The 17,969-nt window shown below is 46.8% G+C and carries 12 protein-coding genes and 1 pseudogene; 5 read left to right on the top strand and 8 right to left on the bottom strand.

The window, feature by feature from the left end; all coding sequences use genetic code 11:
* From IGQ44_05685 to IGQ44_05670, 4 genes are all read right to left on the bottom strand, one after another.
* Nucleotides 1-863 (bottom strand): group 1 glycosyl transferase (locus tag IGQ44_05685; protein ID HIK37463.1); only part of this gene is annotated, 863 nt, incomplete at its 3' end.
* Nucleotides 864-1,282: 419 nt separating this feature from the next.
* Complete coding sequence (locus tag IGQ44_05680; GenBank protein HIK37462.1) at nucleotides 1,283-2,188, bottom strand: protoheme IX farnesyltransferase; 906 nt, start codon at nucleotides 2,186-2,188, stop codon at nucleotides 1,283-1,285.
* Between the two features lie 128 nt (nucleotides 2,189-2,316).
* Entirely contained in the window at nucleotides 2,317-3,225 is a 909-nt protein-coding gene (locus IGQ44_05675) for a heme A synthase (protein ID HIK37461.1), read from the bottom strand.
* 138 nt (nucleotides 3,226-3,363) lie between these two features.
* Entirely contained in the window at nucleotides 3,364-5,838 is a 2,475-nt protein-coding gene (locus tag IGQ44_05670; GenBank protein HIK37460.1) for an ATP-dependent Clp protease ATP-binding subunit, read from the bottom strand.
* 201 nt (nucleotides 5,839-6,039) lie between these two features.
* On the opposite strand from IGQ44_05670, the gene IGQ44_05665 reads away from it, so the two are divergent.
* Together IGQ44_05665 and IGQ44_05660 are read left to right on the top strand one after the other, a co-directional pair.
* Complete coding sequence (locus tag IGQ44_05665; GenBank protein HIK37459.1) at nucleotides 6,040-6,870, top strand: formylglycine-generating enzyme family protein; 831 nt, start codon at nucleotides 6,040-6,042, stop codon at nucleotides 6,868-6,870.
* A 32-nt stretch (nucleotides 6,871-6,902) separates the two neighbouring features.
* Nucleotides 6,903-7,685 (top strand): pentapeptide repeat-containing protein, encoded by a 783-nt coding sequence (locus IGQ44_05660; GenBank protein HIK37458.1) that lies wholly within the window; start codon nucleotides 6,903-6,905, stop codon nucleotides 7,683-7,685.
* A gap of 9 nt (nucleotides 7,686-7,694) precedes the next feature.
* Here IGQ44_05660 and topA read toward each other — a convergent pair whose 3' ends face one another.
* Nucleotides 7,695-10,307, bottom strand: a complete 2,613-nt coding sequence (topA, locus tag IGQ44_05655) for a type I DNA topoisomerase (GenBank protein HIK37457.1) — start codon at nucleotides 10,305-10,307, stop codon at nucleotides 7,695-7,697.
* A gap of 182 nt (nucleotides 10,308-10,489) precedes the next feature.
* Between topA and IGQ44_05650 the strand changes: the two genes are divergently transcribed.
* The 3 genes and pseudogenes from IGQ44_05650 to IGQ44_05640 all read left to right on the top strand — a co-directional run bounded on the left by IGQ44_05650 (nucleotide 10,490) and on the right by IGQ44_05640 (nucleotide 14,728).
* A complete protein-coding gene (locus IGQ44_05650; protein ID HIK37456.1) occupies nucleotides 10,490-12,619 on the top strand; it encodes a DUF839 domain-containing protein in 2,130 nt (709 codons plus the stop codon).
* A 21-nt stretch (nucleotides 12,620-12,640) separates the two neighbouring features.
* Nucleotides 12,641-13,362: pseudogene (locus IGQ44_05645) on the top strand (YwiC-like family protein).
* A 370-nt stretch (nucleotides 13,363-13,732) separates the two neighbouring features.
* Nucleotides 13,733-14,728, top strand: coding sequence for a DUF389 domain-containing protein (locus IGQ44_05640; protein HIK37455.1), 996 nt, complete (start codon nucleotides 13,733-13,735; stop codon nucleotides 14,726-14,728).
* Nucleotides 14,729-15,152: 424 nt separating this feature from the next.
* Here the strand turns inward: IGQ44_05640 and IGQ44_05635 are convergent, their stop codons facing one another.
* The 3 genes from IGQ44_05635 to IGQ44_05625 all read right to left on the bottom strand — a co-directional run.
* Nucleotides 15,153-16,067, bottom strand: coding sequence for an alpha/beta fold hydrolase (locus IGQ44_05635; GenBank protein HIK37454.1), 915 nt, complete (start codon nucleotides 16,065-16,067; stop codon nucleotides 15,153-15,155).
* Nucleotides 16,068-16,114: 47 nt separating this feature from the next.
* Nucleotides 16,115-17,614, bottom strand: a complete 1,500-nt coding sequence (locus IGQ44_05630; protein HIK37453.1) for a SpoIIE family protein phosphatase — start codon at nucleotides 17,612-17,614, stop codon at nucleotides 16,115-16,117.
* Nucleotides 17,615-17,727: 113 nt separating this feature from the next.
* A partial coding sequence (locus IGQ44_05625) for a hypothetical protein (GenBank protein HIK37452.1) occupies nucleotides 17,728-17,969 on the bottom strand: 242 nt, incomplete at its 5' end.

Here is a 17,969-nt window from a genome sequence, read left to right as displayed (position 1 = left end):
TTCGCCTGGTTAGTGATAAGATCATGGGGAGTGAAGACTATAATATGGCTGAGGGAAATCACCCTTGCCATTTCGTCAAAAGCCTGGGGTTTTATTGTCACCAACCATCTACCCCATCTTTCCCACAACTGTTGATAGTAGGATTCATGGTAACAATTACCCCCCACCAATACCAATTTTAATTGCGGATTGTTTAAAATATCTAAGGCAGTTAAGATGTCTTCAATTCCCTGAGTCGGCTTGGCTGTGCCTGTGAACATCAATAATTTATAATTGGATAGGCCATTTTCCTGTCTCAATTTTTCACTGTCATAATTGCTAGGATTAAAGACGTCTGTATCTCTTACACTGGGTAAATATGTGCCCCCATAACGATATTGTAGAAAGCGACTACTAACAGTGATGGCATTCACCTTGTCCAATATTCTCTCCAAGAATTTAACATAAATAGGGTGTCCCGGCTTGCGCAAATCCCCCTGAAAACTAAATCGCCACTCGTCACCACCCCATTCTGCCATCTCCCAATCATCCAAATCTAAAATAATAGGTTTTCTCTCCCGCCATGCCTTCAAATAGCCTACCCCAAAACTAGTCATTTGTGGTTTAATCACATAGATAACATCCCCATCTATTTCTCCCGTCAAATCCCACATAGTTTTTATCAAGGAGGGAAGAGGTTTTCCATAAAAATAAGTAACAGGCAAACCATAAGGGGGAATTGGATAAATCTCCCTCCCAAACAAAAAACCGTACAACTTTACCCGAAAACCCAGTCTTTTTAGTCCCTCTCCTATTATATAAGCCCTTGTAGTCCCATATCCCGACAAGTCTGGAATTATTATAGCTATCCTATCTCCACTCATGGCTAAAAATCCTATCCTCCCTGAAATATTATAACCTTAAAAACCACCATACAAGCCCAATTTTATTTCCTTGGCAGTTTTAAATTTATCCCCTATATAACCCAATTATCTCTCCAAATTTTCCAATTTACCCTCCCTATTTCCTCCTAGATAATAGCTATTAACCCCCATTAACAATCAAAATTTTAAAAACGCTCCTATTTGGCCTGAAACGAACTCTTTTTACAAAAAGGCTACAAAATTTTCTTTCCAGAAGTTTCAGTCGTCTGGAGTGAATAAAATACCTTGAGAAAGATTAAAAAAAAGCCGAGGAGCAATTGCAAATATAACCACTACCGGAGGGCCCTAAACAAAGGGGAATATTAAAGGGAAAAAGGCTGTCGGTAACTGGAGCTAAGGACAATAACACTAGGTGGGTATTAAAGGGGGAAAATACTGTCGATAACTATGCCCAAAGACAATAACATCAGGTAGACAATAGAATACTTAAACATGGACCTAGCAGCTTGCATGCTATAGGGTTTTTGTAAAAGATTCCAGGCCAAAAAAAGAAAAAGACAACCCAAAACAAGAGCAAAACCCGAATAAATTAAACCGGCAGAATGCAGGGGATAAACAAAGACAAAACTGAAAACAACAGTAATAAGAGTATAAATCCAAATGTGTCCAACGGTGGACTCGATTCCCATCACCACTGGCAACATGGGAACACCTACCTCCTCATAATCCCTCGCAATAAGCAAGGCTAAACTCCAAAAATGAGGAGGAGTCCACAAAAATACTAGCAAAAACAAAGCCCAAGCAGTAATACTCAAATCCCCCCTAACAGCGGCCCAACCCACCAATGGGGGAATGGCACCAGCCGCGCCACCAATTACAATATTCTGACTGGTATGGCGTTTCAGCCAGTGAGTGTAAACCAACAAGTAAAAAACAATACCCGTCATGGCTAATAAAGCCGCCAACAAGTTCACACCCACCGCCAAAATAGTAAAAGACAAGAGGGCAAGTGTCACACCAAAAATAATAGCGTGCCCAGAAGCTATTTCTCCGGAGGGAATGGGGCGACTACGTGTGCGTTTCATATTACTATCTATGTCTTTATCATACACACAATTGAAGGTTTGGGCCGCCGCAGCCGCTAAACTACCCCCCGTTAACGTCGTCACCATAGTAAACCAGTCTACCTTCCCTTTTCCGGCCATAAACATTGCCGCTACAGTTGTAATTAAAAGTAATGGAATTATCCTTGGCTTGGTTAATAGGTAGTAATTCTTAACTGTCCGCCAGAAATGCCAATTACTCGAAAGGCTTATGTTAATCATTATTTTTGCCCCTAAATACCGGAAAAATAAATACGAAAAACTGTAAATATTATGGCTCCTTAAACCCAAAAATAGCGACAAATTGATTATTTTAGAGTCAAAAAAAGGTCATATGGGGATAACCCGGGTCAATTAATAATTACAGAAAACTTATCCCTGTAGGAAAAGACGGTAAAGGCAATGAGAAGACCAAAAAGGGCAGCACCGGTGACATGATGAGCAACAGTAAGGGGTTGTACCTGTAATCGGAAATGAAAAGTGGCTAAACCCAGTAAAATCTGAAGCACTAGGGTGAGAACAATATATAGGGACAGGTGACGCAGTTTAGGGGTTAAGGCGGGGGTTTTACTGGCCCAGACAACCAAAATAACAGTGGCAATAGTGGCGGGGAAAATGCCGACAATATGACTATTCATCACCCCACAAAGTTGTCTGCCATAAAAACACTGGTGTAATGCCCACCTGGACGCCACTAATCCCCCCAGCAGACACTGGATATATACCAAAACGGTGGCAATAACACTGATTAAAGGAAGACGCCCCACAGTGCCATTGCCCCGGTATTCCGCTAACATACAACTAATGCCTACCAAGGTGCCGAAAAAGAGAAAGGCAACGGCTAAATGAGCCTGCACTATATCAAATCTCAACAACTCAATCACCGTCAAACCCCCTAGAATGACCTGAAAAACAACCAGGAAAAGGGCAAAAATAACTGCCCAGGGTAACCAAGGGGGAAGAATTGGCCGATGCCACCAACTGGCTATTACTAGTCCTATGGTACTCACACCCACCAAAGCAGCATCTAGACGATGAAACCACTCCAAAAAAATCTGTAAATTCATCACTGTGGGAAGTAACTTGCCGTAACACAAAGGCCAGTCAGGACAGGCCAAACCGGCATTCATTACCCTGGTGGCAGCGCCTACACCCAATAAAAGCCAAGTGGCAATGACTAGCCTTTCTAACCACCATCTAATCCGTTTCAAGGAGATATTTTCCCCTTTTGGGGAGGTAGGATAAACTATGTCAGTCATGGAATACAATCGCACTTCAGTTCACTGGGGAATACTTTAATGTTAGCTCAGGACTGGGGAAGGAGAAAATAAAAAATCCCCCCTGAGGGAGGAGTCTATGGCCGCCAGAAGGAAAAAAGGGGAAGACTAGTTAGAAGACTAGTTGGCAGACTTCAGCAGCATAGGATTGTCTTTTTCCTCTTTCCGGATGACTACTTGGCCATTCTCGTCAACGTCTACAATGGCAGAATCTCCCTCTTGAATCCGGTTGGAGAGGATTTCCTCTGCTAACACGTCCTCTAATAGTCTCATGATAGCTCGACGCAAAGGACGAGCCCCATAAGAAGGATTGTAACCCTCTTCGATTATACGTTCCTTGAACTTGTCGGTGACTTGCAGGTGGATATTCTGTTCGGTAAGACGGGAGAATACCTCCTTCAACAGCAAGTCGGCAATCTGTTTAACCTCGTCTTTAGTGAGTTGACGGAATACGATAATTTCATCTACCCGGTTGAGGAATTCCGGACGGAAGTAGTTTTTCAACTCTTCGTGTACCAGGGAACGGATACGGTTGTATTGCGCCTCTGTCTTGTTCTCCTCCAACTCAAACCCTAAACCGCCACCTCCTTTTTCGATTACCTTAGAGCCTATATTGGAGGTCATTATTATCAAAGTATTCTTGAAATCTACAGTACGACCTTTGGAATCAGTGAGACGGCCGTCTTCAAGGATTTGGAGGAGGATGTTGAAGACGTCAGGGTGTGCCTTCTCGATCTCGTCAAACAGGACTACGCTGTATGGACGACGACGCACAGCCTCGGTGAGTTGTCCCCCCTCATTGTAACCCACATAGCCCGGAGGAGAGCCAATCAATTTAGAAACCGTATGACGTTCCATGTATTCAGACATATCCAGACGAATCATGGCCTCCTCGGAGCCGAACAGGTAGTCAGCCAGGGCCTTTGTCAACTCGGTCTTACCAACGCCGGTAGGTCCGGAGAAGATGAAGGAGGCGATGGGACGATTGGGATTTTTCAGGCCGACACGGGCACGGCGGATGGCACGGGCAACGGCCTTGACAGCGTCCTCCTGACCAATAATCCGCTTATGGAGGGTTTCCTCCATGTGTAGCAGCTTATCGGCCTCGGACTCGGTGAGTTTTTGTACCGGCACCCCCGTCCAGGAGGCGACGATGTGGGCAATGTCCTCTTCTGTTACCACAGGCATGTCATTGGCAGAGGCACTTCTCTTCTTCTGTTCTGCCAAAGCGCGAATTTGAGCCTTGATTTCCATTTCTCGATCCCTGAGAGCCCCTGCCCGATCGAAGTCTTGAGCCCTTACCGCCTCGTCCTTTTCTTTGAGAACCCTTCTCAATTCTTGGTCTAACTCTTTAGCTTCTGGGGGCAATTGAGAATTGAGCAGACGCACCCTAGAGCCCGCTTCATCAATGAGGTCAATAGCCTTGTCGGGCAGGTAGCGGTCACTGATATAACGATCGGACAGTTTAGCTGCGGCTACCAAGGCCTCGTCGGTGATTTTGAGTTTGTGGTGTTGCTCGTAACGCTCCCGCAAACCGAAGAGAATCTCAATGGTTTCCTCTACGGTGGGTTCTCCTACCATTACCGGTTGGAAACGACGGGCCAAGGCCGCATCTCTTTCTATGTGTTTGCGGTACTCATCCAGCGTGGTGGCCCCGATGCACTGTAATTCCCCTCTGGCCAGGGCTGGCTTGAGAATGTTAGCCGCATCGATGGCTCCCTCAGCGGCACCAGCACCTATCAGGGTATGTACTTCATCTATTACTAGTATTACATTCCCCGCCTGGCGAATCTCGTCCATGATCTTCTTGAGACGCTCTTCAAATTCGCCACGGTATTTGGTGCCGGCCACCAACAAGCCAATGTCTAGAGTAACAACCCGTTTGTCTTCCAGCAGTTCGGGAACGTCTTTGTTAGCAATTCTCTGTGCCAGGCCCTCGGCAATAGCAGTTTTACCCACGCCGGGCTCGCCTATCAAGACGGGGTTATTCTTAGTACGACGTCCCAGGATTTGGATTACCCGTTCGATTTCCTTCTGACGCCCAACGACGGGATCTAATTTACCCTCCAGAGCCAATTGAGTTAGGTTGCAGCCAAACTCGTCCAGAGTGGGGGTTTTATTGGAACGACTGGAGCCACCAACCCCAATGGGGGTGCTTTCTGTTTCACCTAGCATGCGAATGACTTGGGTGCGCACCTTGGCCAAGTCCACACCTAGGTTTTCCAACACTCTAGCAGCAACCCCTTCTCCTTCACGAATCAAACCGAGCAAGAGGTGTTCAGTACCGATATAGTTATGACCCAGTTGACGAGCTTCTTCCAAAGACAATTCCAATACCCTTTTTGCCCTGGGAGTAAAGGGGATTTCCACGGCCACAAAACCGGAACCCCGCCCAATGATTTTTTCTACTTCGATGCGAGCATCCTTGAGGTTAACCCCCATAGACTTAAGCACCTTAGCGGCGATGCCAGTACCTTCCCCGATCAAACCCAGGAGAATTTGCTCAGTGCCAACAAAGTTATGCCCCAGACGGCGCGCCTCCTCCTGGGCTAGCATTATGACCTTTATCGCTTTTTCCGTGAAGCGTTCAAACATATATCCTTACTCACTCCAGCCACTTCTTACTGCTGATTTTAACACAGGATTAGGGGGAGTCTGTGGTTTCTGGCACCATTAGACTGGCTCGTTAATCCCCCGCTTTGCCTCTATAACCATTATAGACAACCATTGACCTGCAGGTTTTTTTTGTTCTTTGGAGTTACAATTAGTTAATTGGAGGAAAAAGTCGCCCCCTGTATGAAAAGCCGTGAATTTGAGGTTGTCACCGTCAGGATAGAAAATGCCACCACTATTGTCCTGCAGCGGGAGAAAAGGGTGGCAGATTGTATTGAGGTGCCCTTGTCCAATGGGGTGTCCCTGCCTTTAGTCAGAATTGTGGGGGGCAGTTTTCTCATGGGCACGCCTTCAGGGGAAATCGGGCGTAGTCCAGATGAGGGTCCTCAACATATTGTTCAGATTAGAACTTTCCTTTTAGGCCAATACCCCGTCACCCAGAGTCAATACATGGCAGTGATGGGCACAAATCCGTCTTTTTTTCGGGGAGACAATCGTCCCGTGGAAAATGTGTCCTGGTACGAGGCCATGGAATTCTGTAGTCGTCTATCACAGATGACGGGGAGAAATTTTCGTCTCCCCACAGAGGCTGAATGGGAGTACGCTTGTAGAGCAGGTACTACTGAATCCTTCTGTTTCGGGGGCACCATCACTTCCGAATTGGCCAATTACAAGGCCAGTTATGGTTACGGCGTGGGGGGCACAGGCAAGTGGCGACAAGAAACCACAGAGGTAGGAAGTTTTCCGGCTAACCATTTCGGACTATATGACATGCATGGTAATGTTTGGGAGTGGTGTTTAGATCACTGGCATGAAAATTACGAGGGGGCTCCCACTGACGGCAGTGCCTGGCTGGAAGATGAGGAAGAGGAGGGGGAACTGCCCCGGGTAATAAGGGGAGGTTCTTGGGATGATACAGCCTATTATTGTCGTTCCGGGGTGCGACTGTTGGCTTTGCCGGAGTTCAAGGGCAAACTCATTGGTTTTCGGGTAGCCTGTGACTACAATGAATAACTATGAAGAATAAAAAGCGTTTCTAGTTACAAATGAAGACAAACTTACTACAATTTTTGGGGGCTCCCGTCTTCACCACCGTGATGGCCACCGCGGCCTGGGGAGAAAATCTGGCTCACATCTCCCAACTGTTGCAGACTAGACGGTGTCCCGGGTGTGACCTGAGGGGTGCCGGTTTAGTGATGACGGACTTAAGGGATGCGGATTTGAGGGGCGCGGCGCTTAGGGGTGCCAACCTTTCTCGGGCTAACCTGGCCGGTGCTGACCTGAGTGGTGCTGACCTTAGCAATGCCTCCCTTCATGGGGCCAATCTGAATGGGGCTAATTTATCTAATGCTACATTAGATAACACAGATTTGCGGGGCGCATACCTGGTGGGGGCATACCTGGAGAAAGTGGACCTGAGCAAAGCTAATGTCCAGGGGGTGGTGGGACTCCCCAGTAGTGTGGCCTCAGCCCAGCAGTTTTATCTTTGGGGGGTGTTAGAAGACAGGAGGGGCAACTTTGTGGGGGCGGCCAACTTCTACTCTCAGGCAATCAGCCTAGAGCCAACCCTAGCCCATGCCTATCTAGCCAGGGCGGTGGTGAAGTCTCGTTATGGGCAAATCCAAGGGGCCTTGAAAGATGCGGAAAAAGCCCAGAGCTTGTTCCAATCCCAGCAAAATCAGGAGGGGTATCTCCTTGCCACCCGTTTTCTGCAACTGGTAAAGGCCCGGGAGGAGGCAGACGCCAAAGATGGCAATGAGGGTAGTCCGGTCTTCGTGCAAATAGTCAATGCCATTGCCCCCCTAGTTTTAAGACTGGTACTGCCATAGCGGCTTGTATTACCTGTACTGGTTTTTCCGGTTCTGCCCTGAGAATTTCCCTTTTTTTGTACTCTTTCTGCTGCTGTTTTTATTAGTAGCGCCCTTTTCCAGCAAAGCTAGAGCCTTTTCCAAGGTCATGGTTTCTACTGTTTCCCCTTTTGGCAATTTGACATTCTCCTTTCCGTGCTTCACATATACTCCATAAGGACCCTGGTAAATATTAATGGGCTGTTGGGACTGGGGGTGTAGTCCCAACTCCTTCAAGGGAGCCGAAATATTTTTGTTTCCAGCAGTATTATTCCGACTGGCTTTAGGTTGAGCGAGAATTTCTAATGCTCTCTCCAGGCTGATGGTTAAAACATCATCTCCCTCTTTTAGAGATCTATAATCCTTTTCCGCCCCCAAATCGTGGACTATATAGGGCCCAAATCGTCCTATACCCGCCTGAATGAGCCTACCGGTTTCAGGATGATTCCCCAAAGTCCGAGGCAATCTCAGGTAGCTTAGGGCCATCTCCAAGGTGACTTCCTCTGGTTTAATGCCCTTTGGCAGGGAAGCAGTTTTGGCATTTTTCCCCTCTCCCAATTGGACATAGGGGCCATAGCTACCTATGAGTAAATATACAGGCAGTCCTGTGTCCGGGTCATTGCCCAAAGGCTCATTTCCCTGTTTTTTCAGTTTTAACAGCCTTTCCACCTGCTCGGCATCTAAGTCTGCCGGGGTGATGTCTTCTGGTAGAGTGGATTTAATAATCTCATCCCCCTGTTTGGCTTCTATGTACACACCGTATTGTCCTATCTTGACGGTGGCATTAAGGTTGTCCAGTTGGATTATTTTGGCTTTCTGACTGTCTATTTGACTCTCCCTCAATTGAACTTTCTTGGCTAGACCATTTTCTCCCAGATAGAATTCTTTTAAATAGGCTAACCAGTCCCTTTGCCCCGCCGCAATGTCGTCTAGTGCCTGTTCCATATTAGAGGTGAATTTGACGTCCACTAACTCCTCAAAGTTTTCCTCCAGAAGACTGGTGACGGCAAAGGCAGCAAAAGTGGGAATTAGTTGCTTCTGACGAATCTGAGCATAACCTCTCTCCACAATAGTGCTGATTATAGTGGCATAAGTGCTAGGTCTGCCTATGCCCTCTTGTTCTAAAGTTTTTACTAGGGTAGCCTCGGTATAACGTGGGGGGGGTTGGGTTTCGTGTTTTACCGCTTCTAAACTATTACAGGACACCCCAACACCCACCCGAAGAGGGGGTAGAATTATCTCTTGGTTTTCTAAGGCGGCGGTAGGGTCATCTGAGCCCTCCACATAGGCACGGAAAAAGCCGGGAAAGAGAATTGTCTTCCCACTGGCGCGGAAATTGGCATCCTCTACCCCTATCTGGACAGTAGTATGGCTTAGAAGGGCATCCGCCATCTGACTGGCAATAGTCCTCTTCCAGATTAACTCATAGAGAGCCAATTCCCTGTCTTTTAAACCCGTCTCCTGTGGCAATCTGAACCGACTGCCGGCTGGTCGAATTGCCTCATGAGCTTCTTGTGCTCCCTTTGATTTCGTTTTGTATTGTCTGGGGGTGGGACTGAGATACTCTTGACCATACATTTGCTGTATGCAACTTCGCGCGGCGGCTATTGCCTCCTCTGACAGGTGTACTGAGTCTGTACGCATGTATGTAATATATCCGTTTTCATACAGACTCTGGGCAATACGCATGGTTTCCTGGGCGCTAAACCCCAGTTTTCGGTTGGCTTCTTGTTGTAAGGTAGACGTAGTGAAGGGTGGATAGGGGGAGCGTTTTATCTGTTTTTCTTCTACCCCCGTAACCTGCCATATTTTTCCTTGTAGTTTCTGTAAGAGTTCTTGTGCCTGTTGTTCATTAAGGACAATTACCTGTTTTCCTGCCAGCAACTGGCCGGTTTTGGGGTCAAAATCACTACCAGTGGCCAGTTTTTGGCCCCCTAGGGCCACCAGTTTAGCTTCAAATTCCACCCCCTCATAAGACAGGATAGCTTTTAAATCCCAATACTGGGCTGCAACAAAAGCTCTTCTTTCCCTTTCCCTTTGCACCAACAGTCTTACAGCAACTGATTGTACCCTGCCGGCAGACAATCCCTTGGCAATCTTTTTCCACAACAGGGGGGAGAGAGTATAACCCACCAAACGATCTAAAATACGTCTTGTTTCCTGGGCGTGTACCAAATTTTCATCCACTGCCCGACAGTTGGCTAAAGCTTTCTGGATAGCCTCTTGAGTGATTTCATGAAATACCATTCTCTTAGTGGGCACTTTTGGTTTTAATAACTGCAACAGGTGCCAACTAATACTTTCCCCTTCTCTATCCTCGTCTGTTGCCAGAATTAACTCATCCGCCTTTGCCAAAGCCTTTTCTAACTGTTGGACTATTTTCTTTTTGCCTTGGGGGATTACATAAAGGGGCTCAAAATTGTTTTCTACATTCACCCCCAAACGACTCCAAGGGTATTTTTTATATTCCTCCGGTATCTCCGCCGAGGAGGAGGGTAAATCCCGCACGTGCCCCATAGAAGCCTCTACCATATAGTCTTTCGGCAGAAAATTGCGAATAGTTTTGGCTTTGGTGGGCGATTCCACAATCACTAGAGTTGGCATAGTATTACTGAGTTTTTCTCACTCTCTCTTGACTATGACTACCTTCATGTATCTACCTAGCATAACCAAAATCAGTCTCCCAGGTAAACATTTCATTTTCAAAAACAATTATTTCCCCAGTTCCCAGAGTGGCTCACTATAATGTGGATAGTGTAATAGGCCATCAAGTAAAAGCCCAAAATATGAGATTCACTAGACGGAATTTCTTGCTGTTTTTGGGAGTAGGCTTAGCGGGGGGCAAATTGGCGGATTTGGCCCTAAATAATACTGGGAAATATTCCCTTGCTAAGGTGGAAAAATCTAGTTTTTCTCAATTTAAACCTGTGAAATATCCCATACCTCTTGAAGTAGATAATTTACCACCTGAAAAGCAAAAAAGACAGTTTAGAAGCTATAGGGTAAAAGACGATTTAGTTTTGCCAGAGGGGTTTAAATATGAGGTGATTGCCACCTGGGGAGATAGGGTGGGGGATTCTAGATTTGGTTATAACAATGACTATGTGGCTTTTATCCCCACAGAAGAAAATGAGGGTTATTTGGTGGTAAATTTTGAGTACATAAGTCCCACTCCCTGGTTACAAAGCTATGAGGAGGTAATAAAAAAACCCTTGGATATGGAGGTTTTAGCATCCCTAAAACAGGGAGAAATAGATGTTTTTGCTATGGCAGATGATGACCCGGCCAAGGAAAAATTTCAACGGTTTTTTGAAGAATTACTGATAGACCAGGGTATAGGAGTTATCTCAGTAAGACGAGAGAATGGGAGATGGAAAAGGACCTACAGCAAGCAGGATAGACGTGTGACGGGGTTATCAGGTTGGAAAGATGGACGCTACCTGAAGGCTACAGGCCCGGCAGTGGCGGTGTTTAAGAAAAGAGAGGGATTGGGCTACATCGACGGCCTGGGGGAGAAAATTATCGGCACTTTTGCCAACTGTGCGGGGGGCACTTCTCCCTGGGGCACGGTTTTTAGTGCTGAAGAAAACTTCCAATCCCAGGTGCCAGAAGAGGTAATGGCGGATGGGACTTCTTTTCCTCCCTCTAAAGGGCCAGTAAAGGGAATTAATGGACAAGGTAACCCCTTTGGTTTGGCTGGCAATAAATATGGGTGGATGGTAGAAATAGACCCCAGTAATCCTAACGATTACGGAACAAAACACACATGGCTAGGCCGTTATCGACACGAGGCAGTGGCCATTTGGGCAGAGGAGAATCAACCCCTGGCAGTCTATTCAGGGTGCGATCGCACGGGGGGACATTTGTATAAGTTTGTGTCGGAGGGGAAGGTAGTAAATCCTAAAGACAAGGCCAACTCTAGACTGTTAGAAAGAGGGATGTTGTATGTAGCCAAGATGAGTCCAGACGGCAGCGGTGAGTGGATTCCCCTGAAAGCCGACACGCCCATAAATCCGACTCCCATTGAGAATCTAGTAGGGAGATTATTGCCTATACCCAATCCGGACAGACAAGAGGGGGGGATTATCAACGTCACCCGTCAGGAAGAGTTGGATAAATTTCAAAGACAGTATCGACGACTGGGGGATTTGTACGTGGGTGAGACAGAGGAGGAAATACAGGGGGCGATTTTAATAGATGCCCATTTTGCCGCCAATGTGGTGGGGGGCACCTGCACTGCCCGTCCAGAGGATTTAGAATTAAGTCCCATTGACAAGTCTCTGATTATTGCCTTTACTGCCGGTAGTGCCTCTGAAGACGGTAGTCCAGATAAGACTATTTTCAGCGATGAGAGGGGGCAGGTGTATGAATATGGTTGTTTGATGAAGATTAAAGAAAAAGACAATCAACCAGGGGCCTTGACTTTCACCTGGGAGATTATTGGTGCGGGTGGTTTTCCAGCTATGGGTGGTATGGGTTTTGCTAATCCTGACAATATAGCATTTGACCCACAGGGCAATCTATGGATGGTAACAGATATGCCCACAGGCTTGTTGAATAAACCAGATAGTGCCTATATAACAGGGGCAATGGGTAACAACAGTATTTGGTATATACCGTTGGCAGGAAAAAATGCGGGACTGGCCTATCCCTTTGGAATTGGCCCGATGGAGACGGAAATATGTGGCTTATGTTTCTGGCAGGAAACCCTTTTCCTGGCCATTCAACATCCTGGGGAAAAAAATGGGATTCGTCAGGATATGGCAGCAGAAATCAGGGAGTTTGCTATACCCACCACTGATGGCCAAAAATTCACCCAACTGCGGTTTATACCTAAGGGGTCTAACTGGCCGGAAAACAAACCCAATTCCCCACCAAAACCTTCTTTAGTGGCAGTTTACCCTCCCACACCCTAGTTACACAGGGATTGTAATGGACTGTTTTCACCGCAGCATGGGGTATAGGTGGTGTTATTGGTGTCTTTTCTAGTGGGTGCTGCAGCTGCCCAAAGATGGAATTGGGATACTACCATTGCCCTGATGGTAGCTTTTTTTTTTTTGCGTTTCAGGCTGGACACCCCCTGGTTTTGCAGATAAAACAACGAAGTAGTCTGAAGGCTCGTTTGCTATTCTGGGGGATGGTGTACAGTCTGATGGCCCTGGTGGGGGAAGTATGGCCACGGTTTGGCTATTGTGGCTTTTTTGATAGACTCCGTGGCAGTGTATTTTCGGCAACAAAAGTCTATCTTTAACGAGTTTCTTACCTTTGCCGCCGTATGTCTGTCCACCCCCTTTGCCTACGGGGCAACTAGTGGCCATTGGGACTATCAGGTTTGGGGTTTGTGACTGTTGAATACCCTGTTTTTTGCTAGTGCTATCTTCACCGTTAAATTGCGCAAACCCAGGACCACTTCCATTCTGCCAGCCGTTGTCTATCACCTTCTGGCCACTATTATTGTTTTTTTCTCTGGTATTTGGGAGTATTGTCACCTTTTACCTGTCTTGCCTTTTCTGTATTATTTCTTAAACTTTTGGTAGTAATATTTTTTCTGAACTGGTATCAGCAGACAGACATAAAAAACGTTGCCCTCCTAGAAACCACTAGTGCCCTTCTGTTTTTGGCAGTGGCTGCCATCTCGGTTTTGCCATCCCAAATATAAACAATAGAAGGTTCTGGGAGCCAGTATTGGGGGGACATGTCATATTGGCCTAAACGGTGTCACCAGAAGCCGTAAAAATGGGAAATACCGACTTAATTGAAGATTCTGAAGGCAAATTTAAGAAACTGGGGTTAATATTCCTGGCAATACATATAACAACGGGTTTTGGAATAAAGTAGCTTTCTTTTATTATCGCCTTGCTAGGCAAAGAGAATCTTGTTCCTCTGACCTAATCATATGGATGATGTGACCATACTGGCAATACTGTTTGTGATAATGGGTGTGGCAATCCGTGTGGGGGAATTTTAAGTCTTTCATAAGGGGATTGTTTTTGCCGCCCCTCAGCCGATAATAAGGACAACAGTTAGGTATGAGAAAGAAAAAGGCTAGAAAGATTTTTAAATTTATAAACAGTATCATCCCCTCTCCCTCACCAGAGGAAGTGGAGCGGCTTGCCTTTGACTTATTTGAGGATTCTCGTTGGAGTAGGGATTTTGTCATTTGCACCGTCGGCGCCTGTCTGATTGCCACTTTCGGTCTCCTCAGTAATAGTACGGCAGTGATTATAGGGGCAATGGTGGTGGCGCCCTTAATGTTGCCTCTAAGGGGATTGGCCTTTGCCGCTTGTGAGGGGGATGTAAGACTGTTTCGCACTGCCCTTGTGTCTCTGATTGGGGCAACTGTGTTATCTTTGTTTATTTCCAGCTTTGTGGCTTTTGCGGCCTCCCTTCCCTCTCCTGGCTCAGAAATAATTGCCCGCACCCAGCCAAACCTTCTGGATTTGGGAATTGCCCTGAGTGCGGGGGCGGTAGGAGGCTTTGCCAAAATCAGGAAGAGAATAACAGATACTATGGCTGGTGTGGCTATTGCCGTGGCGTTGATGCCGCCGCTGTGTGTGGTAGGGATTTCCCTGTCTGCCCGAAATTATTCTTTTGCCTGGGGTGCCTTTCTATTGTATCTTACCAATCTACTGGGCATTGTCCTAGCCTGCATGGTGGTTTTTGTGTGTTCTGGTTATACCAGGGCGAACCCTGCGTTAGGTTGGACTACGTTTCTAACCCTTCTTTTGGTTATCCCCTTGGGGGCCAGCTTTTTCCGATTATTGCAACAGCAACAAATTGAGGTGGCCATCAGGAGAAAACTGCTATATGAGACTGTAACCATAGGACAAGAGGTACAGAATGTGAAAATCAGGGTAGTTTGGACGAGGACACCCCCGTTGGTATTGGTAAACATGGAGACTGACAATAAGATTACACCTGCCCAGGTGAGACTGGTGGAGGACTTCTTACGTCAAAGCCTTGGCAGGGATTTCAGTCTGGAATTATACGTTTCTCGCCAGGAGAGGGTGACTGGGGAGGAGTGAGTTTTCAGTCAACCTAATCCTTCGGTGACTGTGCCGGTTGTGGGGGATGTATAGAGGGATGAGTAGTGGTTGCGTTGCCTTTGTTTTGACGCCACGACGTCCCCCATTATGCGGGACAATAATACCGTGAATATGGTTAGGCATTACTACAAATCCATCAATCATCACCCTAGGATAAATCAAAGACTGCACCATTTTCCACATGGCCAGAAAAAAGAAAAGCCGCTTGGATTAGCCTTTGAGACGAATAATCCCGCGGGACTGGGGGGAAAGATGCGCTAATTCTGCGCTGATTCCTGGAGGGTTCTCCTTATTACCATCACCTTGGCCATTTTATTTGTTATAATGGGGGCGTCAACTGTCAACTGTCAACTGTTGACTCCCGGGGGGCGGGTGTCCCCCGTTTGCCTTTTGTGGGGGGAGGTTAAATGGGGGGTGGGGTGACAGGGGTTAGGGTTTGGGTTATCCAGGTTTTGATAAGGGAGTTTACCTTTTCGGGAGCCTCATCATGGGGACAGTGGCCGGCCTGAAGGTGATATTCTGTGAGTTGAGGGTAGTATTTACGGAAAAGAGAGGCCCTTTGTTGGACTTTCATCCAGGGGTCTTCATCTCCCCATATAACTAGTAGAGGGCTTTTGAGTTTTTTTAGCAACTGATCCACCTTTTCCCCTTGGGGGTTTTTGAAAACGGAAGCGAATACGTGAAATGCCCCCTTGTCACAGGAGGGGCGGTAAATGTCCTCTACAAGCTGGTCGGTGATGGCGCTGGTGTCAAAATAGATTTTTTCTAGTGTTTTGCGGATGTTGTTCTTATTTCGTAGTCTTTGGAATAACAAATAAGTTACCAAGGGGTTAGCGAAAATCCAGCTGGTGATTTTTTGTCGGAGGCCGGGTTTTTGGGGGGTGGTGTCGGTGAAAGGACCAGCACTATTCAGAAGTATTACACCGGCTACCTTGTCGGGGTGGTTGGCACCAACACACAAGCAGGCATATCCTCCCAGGGAGTTTCCCGCCACGACTGTGGGTCGTTGGATTAGCTGGGTAATAAAATCACTGAGTTGTTCCTGCCACAGTTGACCATTGTAATCCCAGGCAGGTTTAGCAGAGCGTCCGAATCCCAACAGATCAATGGCCCAGACTTCAAAGTCCTCTTTCAGTTGGTGGATATTTTTCCGCCAGTGGTCAGTGGAGGCGCCAAAACCATGTACTAGCAGTAGGGGGGGGTGTGGTTTGCTTCTATTTTCTTCTCCCCCCCTCACATAGTACACATTTTGTCCTCGCCACTGCCAATACTGTCCTGGGATTGACTTCACATGGTGGATGGGACTTACTGTCTTCATAACGGCTTATTTTTAAAGTTTTATTAAGTTCTGTTAACGATTATAAATTAGGAGCAGTAGCAGTTGGGGGAAATATCGGGGTTGAAACGTACTACCACGAGGGTTATATCATCATTGTTTTTGTTGCCCACGCCAATAAACTGTTCAACGGTGTCAAACAGGTATTGGAGGATTTCCTCGGCAGTGGTAAAATGCCCACAGGCGTAACGGAAGGTTTCTATCAGTTTGTCCTCGTCGAAGCGTTGATTTTTGGAGTTGACGGCATCTGTAATCCCATCGGTGTAGTAGAGGATGGTGTCATTGGCTTGTAGTTGTAGGCAGTCCTCTTGGTAGTGGGAATTGGGCTCCAGACCGATCAACATGCCCTCGGTATCTAGGAGGATAATCTCGTCTTTTCCCTCTCGCCACAGGAGGGGGGGGTTATGGGCGGCGTTGGCGTAACGTAAGATGTGGGTACGTGGATCGTATTCGGAGTAGAAGAGAGTTACGAAGCGATGGGAATTTTCTAAGTCGGCATACATGACGCGATTTAAATGTTCTAAAACCCGGGAGGGGGAATGACGGTTTAAAACTTCTGCCCTCAACATGCCCCTAGTCATGGTCATAATGAGTCCTGCTGGCACCCCCTTCCCCATTACATCACCAATTACGATGCTCCAGGGTTCACAGGGGGCCTTCTTACTGCTACTGGTGGTTTCGTCCCACTGGTCGTAATTGGCGGGGATAAAATCGTAATAGTCTCCCCCCACTCTGTTGGCAGTTTGACAGCGGGCAGCCACTTCCAGGCCCTTGATTTTGGGACACTTTCTGGGCAAAAGACGGCGTTGGATTTCTGAGGCTATTTCCAATTCTCTGTCTTGTCTTTCCTTGGAGCGTAATTCTTCTGTAAGTTCATGATTGGCAATGGCCACTGCGGTTTGATCTGCCACCAGTTGAGCCAATTTGCGACGGGTTTGTGTCCAACAGTATTCCCCGTCTTGACTGAAGACGTAAAAACTCCCCCTTTCAACATTCTTGATGATAATAGGGACACTGTAAACTGGGAACAGGCCGGACAGTTGACGTTGTATTTGTTCTTCTACAAAACTGGGGAAAGACTCTGGTGGCGGGTATTGGTGGGGACTAGTGTGACTTTGGTGGATGTAGTTGTTAATGTGCTCAACGGCCCGCTGAAAATGGCGCCTAATTTCCTTCTGCCATGTGCTATTGTGACAGTAGACCTGCTCCAGACGAACTTCTTGGTTGTGTGAATGTTTGTGATACAACAATAGTATAGAGCCATCGGCATCTGTCACCCTAGCCAGCATGAGGGGGGTCAATTCCAGGAATTGGTTTAGGTTGTTGAAACTACGTAAGGCGAAGCTAAGGGAACTTAGCAAGTCCTGTATTTTGTTTTGTTCCCTTTGGAGACAGGCCACCAATTCCTTCAATGCCGTAACGGGGGCATATTTTTCCTCTCCAAAGTGGCCACCACCACCAGACTCGTGCTGATTATGACCATCCGATGGCAGGAGGAAATTGTGGTCAGGAGTCTGCACAGGATTCATTAATTAACAGAAAGAAGTAGGCTATTACGGGAAAATGGGTACAATACTACGCCTGTGACTTCATTAATTAGTTCTGGTATGATGAACAAAGTATATCAGCTCTTTTTTAAATGTCAATACTGGAGGTTGGAACGGTAAGAAACTAGTATATAATTGCCCAGACCCTGACTGTTTAGAAACTGTGACCACTGTCTAGCCTCTATTTCCGTATAAAAAGCCCCAAATTGGATTTTCATCTCGTTGCCGAGCATAACCGGAAGTATTTGGGGAAATTGTTGTTTGAGACGGTTATACTGCTTTTCCCCGGGATAGTCCATAATGACATGATAGACCAGGGTAGATTTGATTTGCGGGG

Source organism: Geminocystis sp. M7585_C2015_104, assembly GCA_015295805.1.
GTDB lineage: Bacteria > Cyanobacteriota > Cyanobacteriia > Cyanobacteriales > Cyanobacteriaceae > DVEF01.
Note: the sequence above shows the minus strand (reverse complement) of the source record. Positions and strands in the feature narration are given on the sequence as shown.

Bases quoted from the DNA above. Each gene is read 5' to 3' on its own strand.
- IGQ44_05680 (HIK37462.1), bottom strand. From the start codon at position 2,188: ATGATTAACATAAGCCTTTCGAGTAATTGGCATTTCTGGCGGACAGTT.
- IGQ44_05675 (HIK37461.1), bottom strand. From the start codon at position 3,225: ATGACTGACATAGTTTATCCTACCTCCCCAAAAGGGGAAAATATCTCC.
- IGQ44_05670 (HIK37460.1), bottom strand. From the start codon at position 5,838: ATGTTTGAACGCTTCACGGAAAAAGCGATAAAGGTCATAATGCTAGCC.
- IGQ44_05665 (HIK37459.1), top strand. From the start codon at position 6,040: ATGAAAAGCCGTGAATTTGAGGTTGTCACCGTCAGGATAGAAAATGCC.
- IGQ44_05660 (HIK37458.1), top strand. From the start codon at position 6,903: ATGAAGACAAACTTACTACAATTTTTGGGGGCTCCCGTCTTCACCACC.
- topA (HIK37457.1), bottom strand. From the start codon at position 10,307: ATGCCAACTCTAGTGATTGTGGAATCGCCCACCAAAGCCAAAACTATT.
- IGQ44_05650 (HIK37456.1), top strand. From the start codon at position 10,490: ATGAGATTCACTAGACGGAATTTCTTGCTGTTTTTGGGAGTAGGCTTA.
- IGQ44_05640 (HIK37455.1), top strand. From the start codon at position 13,733: ATGAGAAAGAAAAAGGCTAGAAAGATTTTTAAATTTATAAACAGTATC.
- IGQ44_05635 (HIK37454.1), bottom strand. From the start codon at position 16,067: ATGAAGACAGTAAGTCCCATCCACCATGTGAAGTCAATCCCAGGACAG.
- IGQ44_05630 (HIK37453.1), bottom strand. From the start codon at position 17,614: ATGAATCCTGTGCAGACTCCTGACCACAATTTCCTCCTGCCATCGGAT.